At 69.2% G+C, this 20,138-nt stretch carries 14 protein-coding genes; 11 read left to right on the top strand and 3 right to left on the bottom strand.

The window, feature by feature from the left end; translation table 11 throughout:
- Positions 1-112 precede the first annotated feature (112 nt).
- Positions 113-877 carry a S16 family serine protease gene (locus IG62_RS0131730; RefSeq protein ID WP_030811228.1) on the top strand — a complete coding sequence of 255 codons (765 nt, stop codon included), beginning with the start codon at positions 113-115 and terminating at the stop codon, positions 875-877.
- Positions 878-936: 59 nt separating this feature from the next.
- Here the strand turns inward: IG62_RS0131730 and sigJ are convergent, their stop codons facing one another.
- Together sigJ and IG62_RS0131720 are read right to left on the bottom strand one after the other, a co-directional pair.
- Positions 937-1,881: an RNA polymerase sigma factor SigJ gene (sigJ, locus tag IG62_RS0131725; RefSeq protein ID WP_078872366.1), complete on the bottom strand. Its 945-nt coding sequence runs from the start codon at positions 1,879-1,881 to the stop codon at positions 937-939.
- Between the two features lie 97 nt (positions 1,882-1,978).
- A complete protein-coding gene (locus IG62_RS0131720) occupies positions 1,979-3,160 on the bottom strand; it encodes an alkene reductase (RefSeq protein WP_078872365.1) in 1,182 nt (393 codons plus the stop codon).
- A 67-nt stretch (positions 3,161-3,227) separates the two neighbouring features.
- Between IG62_RS0131720 and IG62_RS0131715 the strand changes: the two genes are divergently transcribed.
- Both IG62_RS0131715 and acnA read left to right on the top strand, forming a co-directional pair.
- On the top strand, positions 3,228-4,121 hold the full coding sequence (locus IG62_RS0131715) for a sigma-70 family RNA polymerase sigma factor (protein ID WP_030811218.1): 894 nt from the start codon (positions 3,228-3,230) through the stop codon (positions 4,119-4,121).
- 239 nt (positions 4,122-4,360) lie between these two features.
- Positions 4,361-7,078, top strand: coding sequence for an aconitate hydratase AcnA (acnA, locus tag IG62_RS0131710; RefSeq protein WP_030811216.1), 2,718 nt, complete (start codon positions 4,361-4,363; stop codon positions 7,076-7,078).
- Between the two features lie 104 nt (positions 7,079-7,182).
- Here acnA and IG62_RS0131705 read toward each other — a convergent pair whose 3' ends face one another.
- On the bottom strand, positions 7,183-10,599 hold the full coding sequence (locus tag IG62_RS0131705) for a GH92 family glycosyl hydrolase (RefSeq protein WP_030811213.1): 3,417 nt from the start codon (positions 10,597-10,599) through the stop codon (positions 7,183-7,185).
- Positions 10,600-11,033: 434 nt separating this feature from the next.
- On the opposite strand from IG62_RS0131705, the gene ngcE reads away from it, so the two are divergent.
- From ngcE to IG62_RS0131665, 8 genes are all read left to right on the top strand, one after another.
- Positions 11,034-12,473: an N-acetylglucosamine/diacetylchitobiose ABC transporter substrate-binding protein gene (gene ngcE / locus IG62_RS0131700; protein ID WP_030811210.1), complete on the top strand. Its 1,440-nt coding sequence runs from the start codon at positions 11,034-11,036 to the stop codon at positions 12,471-12,473.
- Positions 12,474-12,536: 63 nt separating this feature from the next.
- A complete protein-coding gene (locus IG62_RS0131695) occupies positions 12,537-13,460 on the top strand; it encodes a carbohydrate ABC transporter permease (protein WP_030811207.1) in 924 nt (307 codons plus the stop codon).
- Positions 13,460-14,428 carry a carbohydrate ABC transporter permease gene (locus tag IG62_RS0131690; protein ID WP_030811204.1) on the top strand — a complete coding sequence of 323 codons (969 nt, stop codon included), beginning with the start codon at positions 13,460-13,462 and terminating at the stop codon, positions 14,426-14,428. The genes IG62_RS0131695 and IG62_RS0131690 overlap by 1 nt, the downstream gene beginning before the upstream one ends.
- Before the next feature lie 208 nt (positions 14,429-14,636).
- Positions 14,637-15,836, top strand: coding sequence for an ROK family transcriptional regulator (locus IG62_RS0131685; RefSeq protein ID WP_030811202.1), 1,200 nt, complete (start codon positions 14,637-14,639; stop codon positions 15,834-15,836).
- A gap of 139 nt (positions 15,837-15,975) precedes the next feature.
- On the top strand, positions 15,976-17,070 hold the full coding sequence (locus IG62_RS0131680; protein ID WP_030811199.1) for a substrate-binding domain-containing protein: 1,095 nt from the start codon (positions 15,976-15,978) through the stop codon (positions 17,068-17,070).
- Positions 17,071-17,294: 224 nt separating this feature from the next.
- The gene (locus tag IG62_RS0131675; RefSeq protein ID WP_078872364.1) at positions 17,295-18,095 is read left to right on the top strand and encodes an ATP-binding cassette domain-containing protein; all 801 of its coding nucleotides are present in this window, start codon (positions 17,295-17,297) and stop codon (positions 18,093-18,095) included.
- Positions 18,092-19,477 carry a sugar ABC transporter permease gene (locus IG62_RS0131670; RefSeq protein WP_234326822.1) on the top strand — a complete coding sequence of 462 codons (1,386 nt, stop codon included), beginning with the start codon at positions 18,092-18,094 and terminating at the stop codon, positions 19,475-19,477. The genes IG62_RS0131675 and IG62_RS0131670 overlap by 4 nt, the downstream gene beginning before the upstream one ends.
- Before the next feature lie 296 nt (positions 19,478-19,773).
- Positions 19,774-20,138: 1-deoxy-D-xylulose-5-phosphate synthase N-terminal domain-containing protein (locus IG62_RS0131665; protein WP_030414234.1), on the top strand; the 365-nt coding region annotated here is incomplete at its 3' end.

The following is a 20,138-nucleotide window of genomic DNA, read 5'->3' as shown; positions in this document are numbered from 1 at the left end:
GGTGACCACTCGCCCCTCCCGTGACGAAGCCCCGACGCCAACGCCGACGCCGACGCCCTCGCAGACGTCTGCGCCGGCCCCGGCTCCCGGCGGTTCCCGGTCCCGCGCCCGTGTGCGGGGGATCGCGCTCGGCGTCGTGCCGCTGGTGGCGCTGCTCGCCGTGGTGGGGTTCGCGCCGCTGCCGTACTCGGTGGCGCGGCCCGGGCAGACCACGGACGTGCTGGGGAAGCACGGCGGCGGGGAGGTCGTCGCCGTCAGCGGTGCCCCGGTGCGCACGACCCGTGGCCAGCTGCGGATGGTGGCGATCCAGGCGACCGGGCCGCATGTCGACATCCACCTGGGCCAGGTGGTCGACGCCTGGTTCCGTCCGGATCGTGCGGTGATGCCTAAAGATGCAGTGTTTCCGTCCGGAATGTCCGATGCGCAGGTTGCCCAGCACAACATGGCAGACATGAAGTCCTCCCAGCGGTCCGCCGTCGCCGCCGCGCTCGGGCTGCTGCACAAGGACCCGGACCAGGTGAAGGTGAAGCTGACGCTGAACGATGTGGGCGGGCCCAGCGCCGGGCTGATGTTCTCGCTCGGCATCGTCGACAAGCTGGCCGGCGACGGCAGCGGCGGCGACCTCACCGGCGGTCGCACCATCGCCGGTACGGGGACGATCGACGCCGACGGCACGGTGGGTGCGGTCGGTGGCGCGGCGCTCAAGACCCAGGCGGCGCGGCGCGACGGGGCGAGCGTCTTCCTCGTGCCGGCGGAGGAGTGCGCACAGGTGCAGCCCGCACCGGCGGGGCTGCGGCTGGTCCCCGTCAGCACGCTGAAGAGCGCGGTGCAGGCACTGCGCGCACTGGCCCGCGGCGGCACGGTCCCACACTGCTGAGGCGTCCCACGCTACTCCTCAAGTAGCCTTGTTCCAGGGCTGGTTGGCCTCACTCACGGTCAGTCGGTGACCTCGGCGGCCTCGGCGGCCTCGGCGGCCTCGGTGACCTCGGCGTCATCGCCCTCGTCGAGGATGGTCAGGTCCAGCCGCCGCAGTCGCGCGAGGTCGGCCAGGATGTTGATCTCGACGATCCTTCCGTGCGCGATGGTGAAGCCCATGACGGAGAAGAGCCGGCCGTTGTGCACCGTGACCACCCCCGGCGCGCCGTTGACCAGGGCCGGCCGGGCGGACAGCGCCAACCGGGAGAAAAGCAGGGCCTGTTCGACGACCGGCCGGGCCCCGCGGACCAGTTTCGAGATGCCGCCGGGTGCGGCACCGGCGTCCGCCCGCAGCACCACATCCGGGTCGAGCACCGCGAGCAGCGCGTCGAAGTCGCCCCCGCGTGAGGCGGCGAGGAAGGCGTCGACCACCTCCCGCTGGCGGGTGGGATCGGTGTCCGGGGCCGGCGCCGTGCCCCGGACCCGCCGGCGGGCGCGGCTGGCGAGCTGCCGGGTGGCGGCCGGCGTACGGTCGATGACCGGCGCGATCTCGTCGAAGGGCATCGCGAACATGTCGTGGAGCACGAACGCCAGCCGTTCGGCGGGGGAGAGGGTCTCCAGAACGACCAGCAGGGCGAGCCCCACCGAGTCGGCCAGCAGCACCTCCTGTTCCGGGTCGACGCGGTCCGGGGAGCTCACGATCGGCTCGGGGACGTGCGTGTCGAGGGGGTCCTCGCGACGCGCCTTGCGCATCCGCAGCTGGTCCAGGCAGACCCGGCCCACGATCGTGGTCAGCCAGCCGCCCAGGTTCTCCACCCCGTCCACCCCGGACCGGCTCAGCCGCAGCCAGGCCTCCTGCACGGCGTCGTCCGCCTCGCTGAGCGAGCCGAGCATCCGGTAGGCCACCGCCCGCAGATGCCTCCGGTTCTGCTCGAACTGCTCCGCCAGCCACTGGGTATCGGTCATTGCTCTCCTGCTTCCCCGTCGAGGTACGTCATGAGGATGACGTTGCGGACCGGCACGATGTGACGGTCACCTCACGTCACGAGGGTGTCATGTGCCGTCACGCGCTGACCGGATAGTCGACATAGCCCCGGGCGCCGCCGGTGTAGTACGTGGACGGGTCACCGGCCGCCAGCTCCCGGCCCAGGGCGAAGCGGGTGACGAGGTCGGGGTTGGCGATGAAGTGGCGGGCGTACGACACGGCGTCGGCGGTGCCCTCCTCGATGATGGCGTTCCCGGTGTCGCGGTCGAAGCCCAGATTCGCGATGAAGGGGCCGTCGAACCGCCGGCGGTAGCGGGCGAACGCGGCGAAGTCGGGTTGACCGCCCGGCGCGGCGGCGTGGTCCGCCCCGGCGGTCTCCGGCCCGCGCAGGTGCAGGTACGCCACGGGGTGGTGGTTGAGCTCGGTCACCAGCTCGTCGTAAGCGGCGAGGGTCTCCGGGTCCGCGGTGAACGTGTCCCCGGAGGTCCAGTAGGGCGAGAGCCGGACGCCGACGCAGTGCCCGTCCCAGGGGTCCGCGACGGCGTCGATGATCTCCAGCAGCAGGCGCCGACGGCCGGCCCGGTCCGCGCCGTAGGCATCGGTACGGCGGTTCAGCCGTGGGCTCAGGAACTGCGCGATCAGGAACGAGCCGAGCGCACCGATCTCGACACCGTCGAAGCCGGCGCGCCGGGCGTTGCGCGCGGCGGTCCGGAAGTCCGCGACGGTGGTGGCGATCTCCGTCCGGCTCATCGCGCGGGGCGTGACGGTGTCCTGGAAGCCGCTCGCGGTGAAGGACCGCTCGTACGGGTTGACCGCCGACGGTCCGGCGGGCAGCGCGCCGCCCAGGTGGGCGGGGTGCGAGGCGGCGCCGGTGTGCCAGAGCTGGAGCACGATGCGGCCGCCGAGCGCGTGCACGACGTCGGTGACCTGCCGCCACCCGGCGATCTGCGCCTCGCGGTAGATGCCCGGGACGCGGACGAAGCCGATCGCCCGCTCGCTGACCCAGGTGCCCTCGGCGACGATCAGTCCGGCGCCGGCCCGCTGGCCGTAGTACAGGGCGTGCAGGTCGGTCGGTACGAGGCCGGGGCCGGCGGCGCGCGCCCGGGTCGTGGGCGCCATCACCACCCGGTTGGGCAGCTGGAAGTCCCCGAAGTCCGCCCGCCGCAGGAGCGGCTGGCCCGTGCCGGTCGTCGGGCAGTGGTCCCCCGTAAGCGCGGTGTTCGTCGTCCCGGTCGGGTTCGTCGTCGTGGTGGTGGTCATGAAGGGTCACCTCGGTCGGATCGGATGCGTCATGGAAGTGACGGGGCACGACGAGGAGAGGTGACCGATGGCCGGGCAGGACGCACTGGCGGAGCTCGCGGAACGGTTCGAGGCACAGCGCGGCCGGTTGCGGGCCGTCGCCTACCGGATGCTCGGTTCGTCCGGGGAGGCGGACGACGCGGTCCAGGAGACCTGGCTGCGGCTCGGCCGCGCCGGCGCCGACGGCGTGGAGAACCTGGGGGCCTGGCTGACCACCGTCGTCTCCCGCGTCTGCCTCGACATGCTGCGCGCCCGTACCGCCCGGCGCGAGGACCCGGTCGGGCCACAGCCGCCCGACCAGGCACGGGAGGCGGACGACGGGAGCGACCCCGAGCACGAGGCGCTCCTGGTCGACTCGGTCGGCCGGGCCCTGCTCGTGGTCCTGGACACGCTGGGGCCGGCCGAGCGGGTCGCGTTCGTCCTGCACGATCTGTTCGCCGTGCCGTTCGACCGGATCGCGCCGATCGTGGAGCGCTCCCCGGTCACCACGAAGAAGCTCGCCAGCCGGGCGCGCCGCAAGGTGCGCGGCACGCCCGTGGTTCCGGCCGCCGAGCTGACCCGGCAGCGCCAGGTCGTCGAGGCGTTCCTCACGGCGTCCCGCGAGGGCGATCTGAGCGGTCTGCTGGCGGTCCTGGCCCCCGACGTCGTACGCCGGGCGGACCCGGCCGTACTGCCGCCGGGTGCCGCGTCCCTGATCCGGGGCGCGCGGGCGGTGGCCGAGGAGACGGTGGCGCTCGCCCGCAACGCGCGGTTCGCGGCACCGGCGCTGGTCGACGGAACGATGGGCATCGTGGTGGCACCGCACGGCCGCCTGCTCCTGGTCCTGACCGTGCGCGTCGAGGACGAGAGGGTCACCTCCTACGAGGTGATCGCCGACCCGGCCCGCCTTGGCCGGCTCACGCTCGCCGCCCCGGATGCGTAGCCCGTCCGGAACCGTCCCCGCCCGGCGGCGCGCGGGGAGGGCAGCACGAGAAAGTCAGGGCATGACCGCGCCGCCTCGATGTACTAGAGTTATCTCGACATCGAGATATCTGCCGAGAGGCGTACCGCTGCCGCGCCCATAAGGCGTACCTAACTTAGGCTCACCTTAGCGGATGGGGCGAAAGCCTGTGACGGCAGGATGCGGTGGTACGCGCGAATTCATGCATGAAGGAGACTGTCGTGTCGGCGAACAGCTTCGACGCCCGCAGCACGCTGCAGGTGGGCGACGACTCGTACGAGATCTTCCGGCTGGACAAGGTCGAGGGCTCCGCCCGTCTGCCCTACAGCCTGAAGGTGCTGCTGGAGAACCTGCTCCGCACCGAGGACGGCGCGAACATCACCGCCGACCACATCCGGGCGCTCGGCAACTGGGACTCCACGGCCCAGCCCAGCCAGGAGATCCAGTTCACGCCGGCCCGCGTGATCATGCAGGACTTCACCGGCGTGCCGTGTGTCGTGGACCTCGCCACGATGCGTGAGGCCGTGAAGGAGCTGGGCGGCGACCCGGCGAAGATCAACCCGCTGGCCCCGGCCGAGCTGGTCATCGACCACTCCGTCATCGCCGACAAGTTCGGCACCAAGGACGCCTTCGGCCAGAACGTGGAGCTGGAGTACGGCCGCAACAAGGAGCGCTACCAGTTCCTGCGCTGGGGCCAGAAGGCGTTCAACGAGTTCGCCGTCGTCCCGCCCGGCACCGGCATCGTCCACCAGGTCAACATCGAGTACCTGGCCCGCACCGTCATGGTCCGCGGCGGCCAGGCGTACCCCGACACCCTGGTCGGCACCGACTCGCACACCACGATGGTCAACGGCCTGGGTGTCCTGGGCTGGGGCGTCGGCGGCATCGAGGCCGAGGCCGCGATGCTCGGCCAGCCGGTCTCCATGCTCATCCCGCGCGTCGTCGGCTTCAAGCTGACCGGTGAGCTCAAGCCCGGCACCACCGCCACCGACCTCGTGCTCACCATCACCGAGATGCTGCGCAAGCACGGCGTCGTCGGCAAGTTCGTCGAGTTCTACGGTGAGGGCGTCGCCGCCACCTCCCTCGCCAACCGCGCCACCATCGGCAACATGTCGCCCGAGTTCGGCTCCACCGCCGCGATCTTCCCGATCGACGACGAGACCCTGAACTACCTGCGCCTGACCGGCCGTGACGCCAAGCAGGTCGCCCTGGTCGAGGCGTACGCCAAGGAGCAGGGCCTCTGGCTGGACCCGAAGGCCGAGCCGGACTTCTCCGAGAAGCTGGAGCTGGACCTCTCCACCGTTGTCCCGTCGATCGCCGGCCCGAAGCGTCCGCAGGACCGCATCGTCCTCGCCAACGCCGCCGAGCAGTTCAAGCTGGACGTCCGCAACTACGTCGACGAGGTCGACGAGGCGGGCCAGGAGTCCTTCCCGGCCTCCGACGCCCCGGCCGTCCACCCCAACGGTGCGCCGTCCAACCCCTGCACCGTCACCGCCCCCGACGGCTCGACCTACACCCTCGACCACGGTGCGGTGACCGTCGCGGCCATCACCTCCTGCACCAACACCTCGAACCCGTACGTCATGGTCGCCGCGGCGCTGGTCGCCAAGAAGGCCGTCGAGAAGGGCCTGACCCGCAAGCCGTGGGTCAAGACGACCCTCGCGCCGGGCTCGAAGGTCGTCACCGACTACTTCGACAAGGCCGGTCTGACGCCGTACCTGGACAAGGTCGGCTTCAACCTCGTCGGCTACGGCTGCACCACCTGCATCGGCAACTCCGGCCCGCTGCCGGAGGAGGTCTCCAAGGCCGTCAACGACCACGACCTGGCCGTGACCTCGGTGCTCTCGGGCAACCGCAACTTCGAGGGCCGGATCAACCCCGACGTCAAGATGAACTACCTGGCCTCGCCGCCGCTGGTCGTCGCCTACGCCCTCGCCGGCTCCATGAAGGTCGACATCACCCGGGAGGCCCTGGGCACCGACCAGGACGGCAACCCGGTCTACCTGAAGGACATCTGGCCGTCCGAGTCCGAGGTGAACGAGGTCGTCGCCAACGCCATCGGCGAGGACATGTTCTCCAAGTCCTACAGCGACGTCTTCGCGGGCGACGCCCAGTGGAACGCGCTCCCGGTCCCGACCGGCAACACCTTCGAGTGGGACGCCGAGTCCACCTACGTCCGCAAGCCCCCGTACTTCGAGGGCATGCAGATGGAGCCGGCGCCGGTCCAGGACATCACCGGCGCCCGCGTCCTCGCCAAGCTGGGCGACTCGGTCACCACCGACCACATCTCCCCGGCCGGTGCGATCAAGGCCGACACCCCGGCCGGCCAGTACCTCACCGAGCACGGCGTCGAGCGTCGCGACTTCAACTCCTACGGCTCCCGCCGGGGTAACCACGAGGTCATGATCCGCGGGACCTTCGCCAACATCCGCCTGCGCAACCAGATCGCGCCGGGCACCGAGGGCGGCTACACCCGCGACTTCACGCAGGACGGCGGTCCGGTGTCGTTCATCTACGACGCCTCCCGCAACTACATCGAGCAGGGCACCCCGCTGGTCGTCCTGGCCGGCAAGGAGTACGGCTCCGGCTCGTCCCGCGACTGGGCCGCCAAGGGCACCGCGCTGCTCGGCGTCAAGGCCGTCATCGCCGAGTCCTACGAGCGCATCCACCGCTCGAACCTCATCGGCATGGGCGTCCTGCCGCTGCAGTTCCCGGAGGGCGCCTCGGCCGAGTCCCTCGGCCTGACCGGTGAGGAGACCTTCTCCATCGCCGGCGTGACCGAGCTGAACGACGGCACCACGCCGCGCACGGTCAAGGTCACCACCGACACGGGCGTCGAGTTCGACGCGGTCGTCCGCATCGACACCCCCGGTGAGGCCGACTACTACCGCAACGGCGGCATCATGCAGTACGTGCTGCGGTCGCTGATCCGGAAGTAATTCCCGGCAGCCGCAAGCCGGCAGCAGCGCCACGACGGGCCGCACTCCCTCTGCCGAGGGGGTGCGGCCCGTCCGCATGGGCGCGGTGGCGTCACCGCCCCCGGTCACCGGCCGGCCGGCGCTCCCAGCAGCTCGACCTCGGCGAGCGTGGCGGTGCCGTCCGGCACCAGCCGGTAGTGCCGGTAGTCCGCCGGGTGGGCGAGCGCGAAGACCCGGGTCTGGCGGTCCCAGGCGAACGATTCGCCGGAGCGGCGGTCCAGCGCCGTCCAGCGAGTGCCGTCCGCGGAGCCCTCCAGCCGCCACCCGGCCGGGGCGGTGCCGCGGTCGGCCGAGGTGAGCGTGTACGAGGTGACCCGGGCCGGCCCGGGCAGGTCGATCGGCGCCGCGGTGAGCGGGGCCGCCGTGTCGGAGGTGTTGTCGAAGAGCGGGCCGGCGGACGGGTCGGTGGTGTCCGCCGGCGGCACCGGCACCTCGTCGTCCTTGGTGAGGGAGGTGGGCGCGGCGTGCGGGCCGGTGCCCCAGGAGGACGGCCGGTCGCCCATGGTGAATTCGAGGGTGCCGCCGCGGGCGAGCAGCCGGTGCGGCAGCGCGGTGGAATTCCACGGCTTTCCGTTGACACGGAGGTCCTGGACGTAGACGTTGCGGGCGTTGTTGTGCGGGGCCTTGATGACGAGATCGTGGCCGTTCTCCAGATGGATCGTGGCCTTGGGGAACAGCGGTGATCCCACCGCGTATTCGCCCTGCCCCATCACCAGCGGGTAGAAGCCGAGCGCGCCGAAGACGTACCACGCGGACATCTCGCCGTTGTCCTCGTCGCCCGGATATCCCTGGCCGATCTCACTGCCGAGATAGAGCCGGGAGAGCGCCTGACGGACCTTCTCCTGGGTCTTCCAGGGCTGCCCGGCCGCGTCGTAGAGATAGGCGATGTGGTGCGACGGCTGGTTGTTGTGGCCGTACATGCCCATCCGGGTGTCGCGGGCCTCGGTCATTTCGTGGATCACCCCGCCGTAGGAGCCGGCGAATTCCTTGGCGGCGGTTTCCGGGGTGGAGAAGTAGGCGTCCAGCTTCTTCGACAGCGCGGCGCGGCCGCCGTAGAGATTGGCCAGCCCCCGGGTGTCCTGCGGCGCGGTGAAGGCGGCGGTCCAGGCGTTGGTCTCGGTGTAGTCGTTGCCCCAGACCCGGGGGTCGAATTTCTCCGGGGGCAGCCGCCAGTGGCCTTCGGCGTCCTTGCCCTGGAAGAAGCCGATCCGGCCGTCGAAGAGCCTGACGTAATTCCGGGCGCGGCCCAGGAAGTAGTCGGACTCCTCCTTGTAGCGGGGCTTCTTGGTCTTCTCGTAGAGCGCCTGGCCCATACGGGCGATGCCGAAGTCGTTGAGGCAGCCCTCCAGCGCCCAGGACATGCCCTCATGGGTGTCGGTGCTCGTATAGCCGAGGAAGGGCGCGGTGTTCATGCCCTTGCGGCCGACGCCGGAGCCGGGCGGGGCGACCGTGGCGTTCTTGACGGCGGCGGCATAGGCGGTCTCGGCGTCGAACTGCACGCCCTTGACATAGGCGTCGGCGAAGGCGACGTCGGAACTCGTACCGGTCATCAGGTCGGCGTATCCGGGCGAGGACCACCGCGAGATCCAGCCGCCGTCCTTGTACTGCTGGACGAAACCGTCGACCATTTTCCCGGCCCGCCGCGGGGTGAGCAGTGAATAGGCCGGCCAGGTGGTCCGATAGGTGTCCCAGAAGCCGTTGTTGACGTAGATCTGCCCGTCGACGATCTTCGATCCGGTGCGGGTCGGGGTGTCCGGGCCGGTCTGCGGGGAGAACGGGCTCGCATAGCGGCTGCGCGAACCGACCTGCTCGAAGCCGGAGTTGGGGTAGAGGTAGAGCCGGTAGAGGTTCGAGTAGAGGGTGGTCAGCTGGTCGCGGGTGGCGCCCTGGACCTCGATGCGGCCGAGGAGCGCGTCCCACTGCGCCTGTGCCCGCTGCTCGACGGTACCGAAGGCGGTGCCGGCCGGGATCTCCCGGTTCAGGTTCGCCCGGGCCTGGTCCACGCTGATCAGGGAGGTGGCGATCCGCATCGTCACGGTCCGGTCGGCGCCAGGGCGGAAGCGGAGGTAACCGGTGACGTCCTTGCCGCCCCCGCCCTCCAGCCTTCCGCCGCCGGTCACCGGTGCGTCGAACACGCCGTAGACGAAGAGCCGGGTGGCGCCGACGGACAGCCCGCTGCGGACGTCCGAGAAGCCGGTGACCACCCCACGGTCGGTGTCCAGGCTCAGCCCGCCCTTGTTGTTGACGTTGTCGAAGATCAGGCTCGCCCGGTCGCCGGGGAAGGTGAAGCGCATCAGCGCGGCGTGGTCGGTCGGGGTGATCTCCGTCTTGAGGCCGTTGTCGAAGGTCACGCCGTAGTAGTGCGGCCGGGCGGTCTCGTTGCTGTGGTGGAACGGCAGCGCGCGGCCGGTGCGGGAGGCGTCCGGGGTGCCGTCCGCGACGGACGGCATCACCTGGAAGGTCTGCCGGTCGCCCATCCAGGGGCTGGGTTCGTGGCTGGCGCTGAACGCCTGGAGGGTGGGCAGGTTGTCGGCGTTGTTCTTCCGCGCGTACTCGTAGAGCCAGTCGGCGGAGTTCGCGTTGGTCACCGGGGTCCAGAAGTTGAAGCCGTTGGGGACGGCGGTGGCCGGGAAGGTGTTGCCGCGCGAGAAGCTGCCGCTGGAGAGGGTGCCACGGGTGGTGACGGCGTAGTCCGACAGATGGGCGAGCGGTTTCTCCGGCGGGGTGGGCCGGAGGGTGATGTCGTCGACCCAGCCGCGGAAGGCGGGCGCCGCGGTGGGGGCCTGGGGCGCGTCGTAGGCGACCAGGATCCGGTCGACGGTCTTGCCGGCGGCGACCGCGCCGATCCGTGAGGTGCGGTGGTTCCACTGGTTGACGTAGAGGGTCTTGGACGCGGCCTGGCCCTGCGGGGTCAGCGGGGCGCCGTGCTGGTCGACCGCGGACAGGTCGCTGAGGTAGGTGCCGTCGGTGAAGGCCAGATCGACCGCGACATGGGTCGCGGGGTAGGACAGATCGGTTTTGGCCATCTCCGGGAAGACCAGGTACGAGAGCGAGGTTGACGCCGTGACGGGGACGTCGACGTCGAAGATCTTGTTGTACGCGTAACCGCGGCCGTCGGCGGTGTGGGTGCCGGCGTACCGCAGCGCATGCCCTCCGGTGAAGCCGGCGTGGGCCTTGGCGGTGGGGGAGTCGGTGGGGCCGGTGTCGGGACGGGTGCTCATGCCGGGCGCCGCCGGAGTGGTCTCCGGGCTCACCCCGGAGGCCCGGGGTCTGCCGTCGGGTCCGGTCTCGGCGGTGTCGGTCCAGTCCGGGCGGGGCTGGCCGGGTTCGAAGGAGGAGCTGAACTCCGCGTCCGCGCGGGGGGTGTGGGGCGGCGCGGCCTGGGCCGGGCCGGGGAGGGTGAGGACGAGCAGAACGGCCGCCGTGAGGGCGGCCGGGCGGGTGATGTCCCGCAGCTGACGGTGCCGGTGTCGGATCCGCACGCGAGCCCTCTCAACCAGATTGACATCGTTGTCAGTTGAATGACGCCAAGATAAACAGAGATAAGTAACGTGCGTGGGGACTTTGGTGTCAAGGGTGTCGCCGCGATCGGGGTGCCGGTCGTGTCGCGGGTGATCCGGCGGGCCACCGGCGGCAGATGCGCCGCATGTCCGCGAGGTCTCAACTAGGGAAAGATGCCCGGCCAACCCTGCATTCGATCTTGCCCCTTCGGCCGGAAGTGGACTATACCTGTCGGCGTCCGACCGGCCGTACGACCAAGGCCTTGGATCCGGGGGGAAGGCGGGGAACGGATGATTGACCCGCATTTCTCTAGCAGGCCCGGTGCACATCCCGTACAACTCAGCTTCATCTGACCCGCGGTGCCGGGGTGGCTCCGGTACACCGCCTGAGTCCTGAAGAAGGCGAGGACTTGAGCATGGGATCCACCTCAGAATTCAACCGTCGCGATCTGGTCAAACGAGCCGCCGCCCTGGGGATCGTCGCGGTCCCGGCCATGAGCGTGCTGTCCGCCTGTGCCAGCGGCGGTGGCGGCGCCGAGGACAAGGTCGAAAAGGGCACGAAGTCCGCGAAGAATCCGCTGGCGGTCAACGAGTCGGCCGGCCTCGACGTGGTCATCTTCGACGGCGGATTCGGCGACAAATACGCCAAGGACGCCCAGGCCCTGTACGTCAAGGCCTTCCCGAAGGCCGACGGCAAGGTCAAGCTGTCCTCCACCCAGAAGATCCAGTCGACCCTGCAGCCGCGCTTCAACGGCGGAAACCCCCCGGATCTGGTCGACAACTCCGGCGCCGAGCAGATGGATTTCGGCACGCTGGTGGCCAAGGACCAGCTGACCGACCTCACCCCGCTCCTGGACGCCCCCTCCGTCGACGACCCGAACAAGAAGGTGCGCGACACCCTGCGCCCCGGCGTCGTGGAAATGGGGCAGTTCGGCGGCAAGGAGACCTGGATCCTCTACTACGCCTACACGGTGTACGGCGTGTGGTACTCCCGGAGCAATCTGCAGAAGCTCGACGCGGAATACCCCGAAACCTGGGACGACATGCTCGCGCTCTGCGCGAAGGCCAAGAAGAAGGGCGTCGCGGGCTGGACCTACCCCGGTAAGTACCCGTACTACCTGCCCTTCAGCCTCTACCCGTTCATCGCGAAGATCGGCGGCGAAGAGGTCCTGAAGAAGATCGACAACCTGGAGCCCAACGCCTGGAAGGACCCGGCGGTCAAGGCGGCCTTCGAGGCCTATTACGAGCTGTACCGCAAGGGTTATGTGCTGAAGGGCTCACCCGGCCTGGACCACCTGCAGTCGCAGAAGGCCTGGGCAGAGGGCAAGGCGCTGTTCATTCCCAACGGCTCCTGGGTGGAGAACGAGTCGGCCAAGCAGATCGCGAAGAACCCGCACTTCGACCTCGCGGTCGGCGCCCCGTCCAGCCTGTCCTCCTCCGACAAGATGCCGTACGGCACGATCTGGGCGTCCGGCGGTGAGCCGTACATCGTGCCGAGGAAGGCCCGGAACGCCGAGGGCGGAATGGAATTGCTGCGCATCATGCTCAGCAAGCAGTCCGCACAGAACTTCATCAAGCAGGTGTCCTCGCTGACCTCGCTCAACGGCGGTACGGAAGGATTGAAGCTGCCGCCGGGCCTGGCATCGGCGCAGGCCGCGCTGCAGAAGGCGGGCCAGAACATCGTCAATCCGCGGCTGCAGGACTGGTACGTGGCGCTGCAGAAGGAACGCATCGGGGTCGGCGCGCTGGGCGAGATGATGGCCGGCCGGATGACGCCCGACGAGGCCATCACGAAGATCCAGAAGTATGCGGACGAAACCCGCGACGATTCCAGCGTGAAGAAGTACAAGCGCTGACCGATACGTCGTCCGACGCGTCACCGGCGGTGGGAACGCAGGCAGAGAGCGGGATCGGTAGTCATGAAGCACGGTAAGTACCGTTTCATCGCGGGGTTCTTGGTGCTCCCGCTGGCGATTTATGCGATCTTCGTGATCTCGCCATTCCTCCAGGCCATCTACTACTCCTTCACGGACTGGACCGGACTGAGTCCGGACCTGAAGGTGGTCGGGTTCGACAATTACGCCCGCCTCTTCCAGGACGAGGTGTTCTGGGCCGCGGTGGGCAACAGCGTCACGCTGTTGTTGCTGCTGCCGGTGGTGACGCTCTCGCTCGGGCTGTTCTTCGCGTTCATGCTCAACGTCGGTGGCCGCCGCCGGAAGAAGGCGGTCATCGGCGGGGTGCGCGGCTCCAGCACCTACAAAATCCTCTACTTCTTCCCGCAGGTGCTGTCGGTCCCGATCGTGGCGCTGCTCTTCCAGTTCGCCTACAACCCGGAGAGCGGCGCCCTGAACGCGTTCTTCAAAGCGATCGGGCTCGATGGTGTGCAGCCCGACTGGCTGGGGGATCCGCAGCTCGCGCTGTGGTGCGTGATGGCCGCCATGGTGTGGGCCAACGTCGGTTTCTACGTCGTGCTGTTCTCGGCCGGTATGAGTTCCATTCCGAAGGACTTCTACGAGGCCGCGCTGCTGGACGGCGCGAACCGCTTCAACACCTTCTTCCGGATCACCCTGCCGCTGCTGTGGGACACCGTGCAGACCGGCTGGATCTACATGGGCATTCTCGCCCTGGACGTTTCGGCCTTCGCGTTCGTGCAGATCATGAGCGTCGGCCCGGGCGGTCCCGACTATTCGACCGAGGTCCTTCCGCTGTACGTGTACCAGAAGACGTTCCGCGACGGTCAGGCCGGCTATGCGACCGCCATCGGCGTTTCCCTGCTGATCGTGACCCTGATCTTCTCGGGCATCGTCATGCGGCTGGGACGCCGCGAGCGACTGGAGTTCTGATGAGCGCGCAGACCGACCCCGCGGACCTCCCGGGCGTCACCAAGGAGCAGGGGCCGCCCGGCGGGGCCGCCTCGCGGGTGCCCGGACCGCGCGCGGGACGCGGCGGCCCGGAGGGTACGGCCGGCCGGGACAGCGGCGGCGAGGGGCGGGTCCTCAACGTCTTCTCGCACGGAGTCCTGGTCATCTGGGGGCTGTTGGTGACCATGCCGCTGCTGTGGGCGGTGGTCAGCTCCTTCAAGGACGACACCGAGATCTTCGGCTCGCCCTGGAGCCTGCCCTCGGTGCTGCACTTCGACAACTGGGCCCGCGCCTGGGACAAGGCGAACATGGGCCAGTACTTCCTCAACTCGGTGATCGTGGTGGGCGGTTCGCTGATCGGCACGATGCTGCTCGGGTCGATGGCGGCCTATGTGCTGGCCCGTTTCGACTTCCCCGGCAACCGCTTCCTCTACTTCCTGTTCGTCGGCGGCATGGGTTTCCCGGTCATCCTGGCGCTGGTGCCGCTGTTCTTCGTCATGAAGAACATGACGCTGCTGGACAGTTACCACGGCCTGATCCTGGTCTACATCGCCTATTCGCTGCCGTTCACGGTCTTCTTCCTGAGCGGCTTCTTCCGGACGTTGCCCACCTCGGTGGCCGAGGCCGCGCTGATCGACGGGGCCTCGCACACCCGCACCTTCTTCCAGGTCATGCTGCCGATGGCCAAACCCGGCCTGATCAGCGTCGGGATCTTCAACTTCCTCGGGCAGTGGAACCAGTACCTGCTGCCGACGGTGCTCAACGTCGGTGATCCGGACAAGAAGATGCTCACCCAGGGACTGGTGGCACTGGCGGTGAGCCAGGGATACAAGGGCGACTGGTCGGGACTGTTCGCGGGTCTGACGATCGCGATGCTCCCGGTGCTCGCCGCGTACATCATCTTCCAGCGCCAGGTGGTGGCCGGGCTGACCGCCGGCGCGCTCAAGTAGTGCCTGATCAGACCGTGCCTCCCGCCGGATTGCCGGCGGGAGGCACGTGCGCTGTGCTGGTTTCGGGGTGGAGGGAGGACTTGACGGGAGGTGGCCCGGGCGGCTCAGCTTAGATTCACATGTTGGAGACAAGCCGGGCCCCGCTGCTGTGGTCCGGCAAGGCGGGCGGTCGTCGCGCCGTCCGTCCCAGGCGGGAGTGGATGAGTCGATGGAGACTCCGGGGTCGCAGTCCTCGCTGCACCGGGCCAATCTGGAGCGGGTGGTACGCGCGGTACGCATGGCGGGCTCGCTCACGCAGGCGGAGATCGCCCGGAGCACGGGGCTGTCCGCGGCCACCGTTTCCAACATCGTCCGGGAACTGAAGGACGGCGGCACCGTCGAGGTCACCCCCACATCGGCCGGCGGCCGGCGGGCGCGCAGCGTCTCGCTCTCCGGCGACGCGGGCATCGTCGTGGGCGTCGACTTCGGCCACTCCCACCTGCGGGTGGCGGTCGGCAACCTGGCACACCGGGTGCTCGCCGAGGAGGCCGAGCCGATCGATGTGGACGCCTCCGCCGCGGAGGGCTTCGACCGCGCGGAAGTGCTGGTCAACCGGCTGATCGAGGCGACCGGCATCGGCGCGGACAAGGTCATCGGCGTCGGCCTGGGCGTGCCCGGACCGATCGACGTGGAATCCGGGACACTGGGCTCGACCGCGATCCTGCCGGGCTGGACGGGTACGAACCCCGGCCAGGAGCTGTCCGGGCGGCTGGGCGTCCCCGTCTACGTCGACAACGACGCCAACCTCGGCGCGCTGGGCGAGCTGGTCTGGGGCGGTGGCCGTGGGGCCGCCGACCTCGCGTACATCAAGGTCGCCAGCGGTGTCGGTGCCGGGCTGGTGATCAGCGGGCAGATCTACCGCGGGCCGGGCGGTACCGCGGGCGAGATCGGGCACATCACGCTGGACGAGTCCGGGCCGGTGTGCCGGTGCGGCAACCGCGGCTGCCTGGAGACCTTCACCGCGGCCCGGTACGTCCTTCCGCTGCTGCAGCCGAGCCACGGGCCCGATCTGACCATGGCGCGGGTGGTCCAGCTGGCCCGCGAGGGCGACCCGGGCTGCCGGCGGGTCATCGCGGACGTAGGCCGCCATATCGGAAGTGGTGTGGCGAACCTGTGCAATCTGCTCAATCCCAGCCGAGTGGTGCTCGGCGGCGATCTCGCCGACGCCGGTGAGCTGGTGCTCGCGCCGATCCGCGAATCCGTCTCCCGGTACGCAATTCCCAGCGCCGCACGGCAGTTGGGCATCGTCACCGGCACGCTCGGCGGTCGCGCCGAGGTGCTGGGCGCGCTGGCGCTGGTGCTGAGCGAGATGGGCGATTCGACGCTGCTCGACGGCGCTCAGAGCGTGGACGCACCCGCCCTGGCATAAGCGCTCTGCGTTCACACAGCTAACGCATGGCACCGTTGTCATCTCGTTAAGGATTTACTCCTTGACGGTCGGCTAGCGGCCGAGTTGACTTCCCCCACCTCGGCCGCAACGACGCGGCCTCGTCAGGGAGGCAACCCCAATGAACGTTTGGACGCGCCGCGTCGTCATAGGCACCGCCGCTGTCTCGATGGCCCTCTCCGTGGCCGCTTGCGGCAAGGCCGGAGACAGTGCCAAGGGCGGCGGTGGCGACAACAAGACCATCGGCCTGCTCCTGCCGGAGAACAAGACCACGCGCTACGAGACCTTCGACCGCCCGATGATGGAGGCGAAGATCAAGGAACTGTGCAGCGACTGCACGGTCAAGTACAACAACGCGGCGCAGGAGACCGAGACCCAGAAGAAGCAGTTCGACGCGCTGATCACCCAGGGTGTGAAGGTGATCATCCTGGACCCGGTCGACTACAAGGCCACCCAGTCGTGGGTGAACCAGGCCGCCAAGAAGGGCGTCAAGGTCATCGCCTACGACCGTCTGGCCGAGGGCAAAATTTCGGCCTATGTCTCCTACGACAACGAGAAGATCGGCCGCCTCCAGGGGCAGGCGCTGGTCAAGGCGCTCGGCGACAAGGCCAAGGACAGCAATGTCGTCATGATCAACGGCTCGCCGACCGACCCGAACATGCCGTTCTTCAAGAAGGGCGCACACAGCGTCCTCGACAAGCAGGTCAAGAAGATCGCGTACGAGCAGGACATCCCCGACTGGTCGTCGGACGAGGCCAACAAGAAGATGAACGCCGCCCTCGACTCGCTGGGCAAGGACGGCATCCAGGGCGTCTACTCCGGCAACGACGGCATGGCCGGCGGCATCATCACCGCGCTCAAGCAGAAGGGCGTCAAGGTCCCGGTCGGCGGCCAGGACGCCGAGCTCGCGGGTCTGCAGCGGATCCTCAAGGGCGACCAGGCGTTCACCATCTACAAGCAGATCAAGCCGCAGGCCGACTCCACGGCCGAGATCGCGGTCAAGCTGCTCAAGGGCGAGAAGATCGACTCCCTGACGTCCACCAAGGTCGACAGCCTCAGCGGCGCGGTCAAGGGCATCCCCGCCAAGCTCTACGACGCGCAGATCGTGACCAAGGACAACATCGCCACCACGATCATCAAGGACAAGGTCTACAAGGCGAGCCAGATCTGCGCCGGCGACGTCAAGAAGGCCTGCGCGGCGGCCGGCATCAAGTAGCCGGCGACAGCAGGTACGCGACACGACCCACGCGAGACAGAACCACGCGGCACCACCCCCCGGTACCGCGTGAGACCTTCGGCCCCGGCCCGCGCCGACCCGTTCCGGGCGCGGGCGGGGCCCTCCCCCGCATCCCCTCGGCTCGCAGAGCACCCCTCTGACCGCTCGCAGAGCCCCCCTCTTCGCACCACCATGCCCCCGCCGTTGTGACGGCGGCGAAGGAGATGATTCACGTGTCCGCTACGCCTGTGCTGGCGTTGCGCGGAATCTCCAAGCGGTTCGGCGCCGTCCAGGCACTCACGGACGTCACGCTGGAGATCCACCCCGGTGAGGTGGTCGCCCTCGTGGGCGACAACGGCGCCGGCAAGTCCACCCTGGTCAAGACCATCTCGGGCGTCCACCCGGTCGACGACGGCACCATCGAGTGGGAGGGCGACGCGGTCCGCATCAACAAGCCGCACGACGCCCAGGAGCTCGGCGTCGCCACCGTCTACCAGGACCTCGCGCTCTGCGACAACCTCGACGTCGTCGCCAACCTCTTCCTCGGCAACGAGAGCCGCACCGCCGGCATCCTCGACGAGATCGCCATGGAGAAGCGCGCCAAGGAACTGCTCGACACCCTCTCCATCCGCATCCCCAGCGTCCGCATCCCGGTCGCCGCGCTCTCCGGCGGCCAGCGGCAGGTCGTCGCCATCGCCCGTGCGCTGATCGGCGACCCGAAGATCGTCATCCTCGACGAGCCCACCGCCGCGCTCGGCGTCGAGCAGACCGCGCAGGTCCTCGACCTGGTCGAGCGGCTGCGCGAGCGCGGTCTGGGCGTCATCCTCATCAGCCACAACATGGCCGATGTGCAGGCCGTCGCGGACCGGGTCGCGGTGCTGCGACTGGGCCGCAACAACGGTGTCTTCGACGTCGAGGGCACCTCCCACGAAGAGATCATCGCCGCCATCACGGGTGCCTCGGACAACGCGGTGACCCGCCGCAAGGCGCGCACGGACCAGGTGAAGAAGGAGGCCGGGGCATGAGCGACCTCACCAAGGAGCCGGCGGGCGGCGCCACGGAGGCTGCGGCCGGCGAGGCGACGGACACCGTGGAGGCCTCGGCCGACACCGTGACGGAGACCCCGGCCGACGCCGCCGCGGAGACCGCGCAGGCCACCGCCGCCGACGCCCCCCAGCCCGCCGCCGTCGACCCCCGGCTGCTGGTCCGGGAAGCGGGTCTGGCCGGCTACCTCGCCGACTTCAAGCGCCGGGTGCGCGGCGGTGAGCTGGGCTCGCTGCCGGTCGTCATCGGCCTGATCGTCATCGCGATCGTCTTCCAGCTCAAGAACAGCAGCTTCCTGTCGGCGGACAGCCTCGCGAACATCGGTGTCTACACCTCCGGCCTCGGCATCATGGCCGTCGGCATCGTCTTCGTCCTGCTGCTCGGTGAGATCGATCTCTCCGTCGGCTCGGTCGCAGGCGTCGGCGCGGCCGTCTGGGCGGTGCTCAGCGTCACCCACGGGGTCAACGACTGGCTCGCGGTCCTGATCGCCATCGCGGCCGGTGTGGTCATCGGCGTCGTCCATGGCTTCTTTTTCGCCAAGATCGGCGTGCCGGCGTTCGTCGTCACCCTGGCCGGATTCCTCGGCTGGAGCGGTCTGCAGATCTGGATGATGGGCCAGGAAGGCTCGATCAACACGCCGAGCGGCAGCCTGGTCGAGAACCTCACCGGCTACTACTTCGAGGACAAGGCCGCCGCGTACGGCCTCGCGCTGGTCGCGGTCCTCGCGTACGCCGGTTCGCTGCTGCTGGACAGCAAGCGCCGCAAGGCCGCCGCGCTGACCTCCCGGCCGCTCAGCGAGATCCTGCTGCGCACCGGTGTCGTCGCGGTGATCGCCTTCGTGGTCGCCTACGTCCTCAACGAGCCGGCCGGTGCCCGTGGGCTCCCGCTGGCCCTGGTGCTGTTCCTGGCCGTGCTGGTCATCGCCGACTTCGTGGTGCGCCGCACCTCGTACGGACGGCAGATCTTCGCGGTCGGCGGCAACGCCGAGGCGGCCCGCCGGGCCGGTATCAACGTGAACAAGATCCGGATCAGCGTCTTCGCGATCTCCGGGATGCTCGCCGCCTTCGGCGGACTCTTCATCGCCAGCCTCTCCGGTGGCGCCACGAAGAACCTCGGCTCCGGCAACACCCTGATGAACGTCATCGCGGCGGCGGTCATCGGCGGCACCAGCCTCTTCGGCGGCCGCGGCAAGATCTGGTCCGCGCTGCTGGGCATGCTGGTCATCCAGTCCATCCAGCAGGGCCTGAACCTGCTGGGCATGGCCAGTGAGATCCAGTACATGATCACCGGCGCGGTGCTGCTGGCCGCGGTCGTGATCGACTCGGTGTCGCGGCGCACCCAGAAGACCGCTGGGCGCACGTGACCGCGAGTCGTCCGACCGCAGGTCGTTCGTCGGGTGCGGCGGCGCCCCGGCGTACGTGAGCACCTGACCACACCGTCGGCCTTCGGCGGCTGGTCACCGGCCCCCACCGGGCATGTCCCGGTGGGGGCCGAAACGCGTTGCCGGAGGCATTTCCGGGGCGGCCGAAAGACGGCTTTCACCCGAGTGACATACATCGCAAGGCCCGGGCGTCGCCGCAGCGGGCGCGATATTAGACTCATCTGATCGGCAAGCTCGATCGATCGACGGCAGCAGCAGCAAGCAGCAAGGAGGCAGGGGTGGCGTTGCTTTCCCGTATCAGGGGACCGCGCGATCTGGACCGACTGGGCCCGGAGCAGCTGGAGCAGCTGGCGGGGGAGATCCGTTCCTTCCTTGTCGACGCGGTCTCCAAGACCGGCGGCCACCTCGGCCCGAATCTCGGCGTGGTCGAGCTGACCATCGCCCTGCACCGGGTCTTCGACTCACCCAAGGACCGGGTCCTCTTCGACACCGGCCACCAGTCCTACGTACACAAGCTGCTCACCGGCCGTCAGGACTTCTCCAGGCTGCGGGCCAAGGGCGGTCTGTCGGGCTACCCCTCGCGGGCGGAGTCGGCACACGACGTCATCGAGAACAGCCACGCCTCGACGGTCCTGGGCTGGGC

Origin of the sequence: Streptomyces sp. NRRL S-337 (assembly GCF_000720175.1) — a bacterium.
GTDB lineage: Bacteria > Actinomycetota > Actinomycetes > Streptomycetales > Streptomycetaceae > Streptomyces > Streptomyces siderophoricus.
Note: the sequence above shows the minus strand (reverse complement) of the source record. Positions and strands in the feature narration are given on the sequence as shown.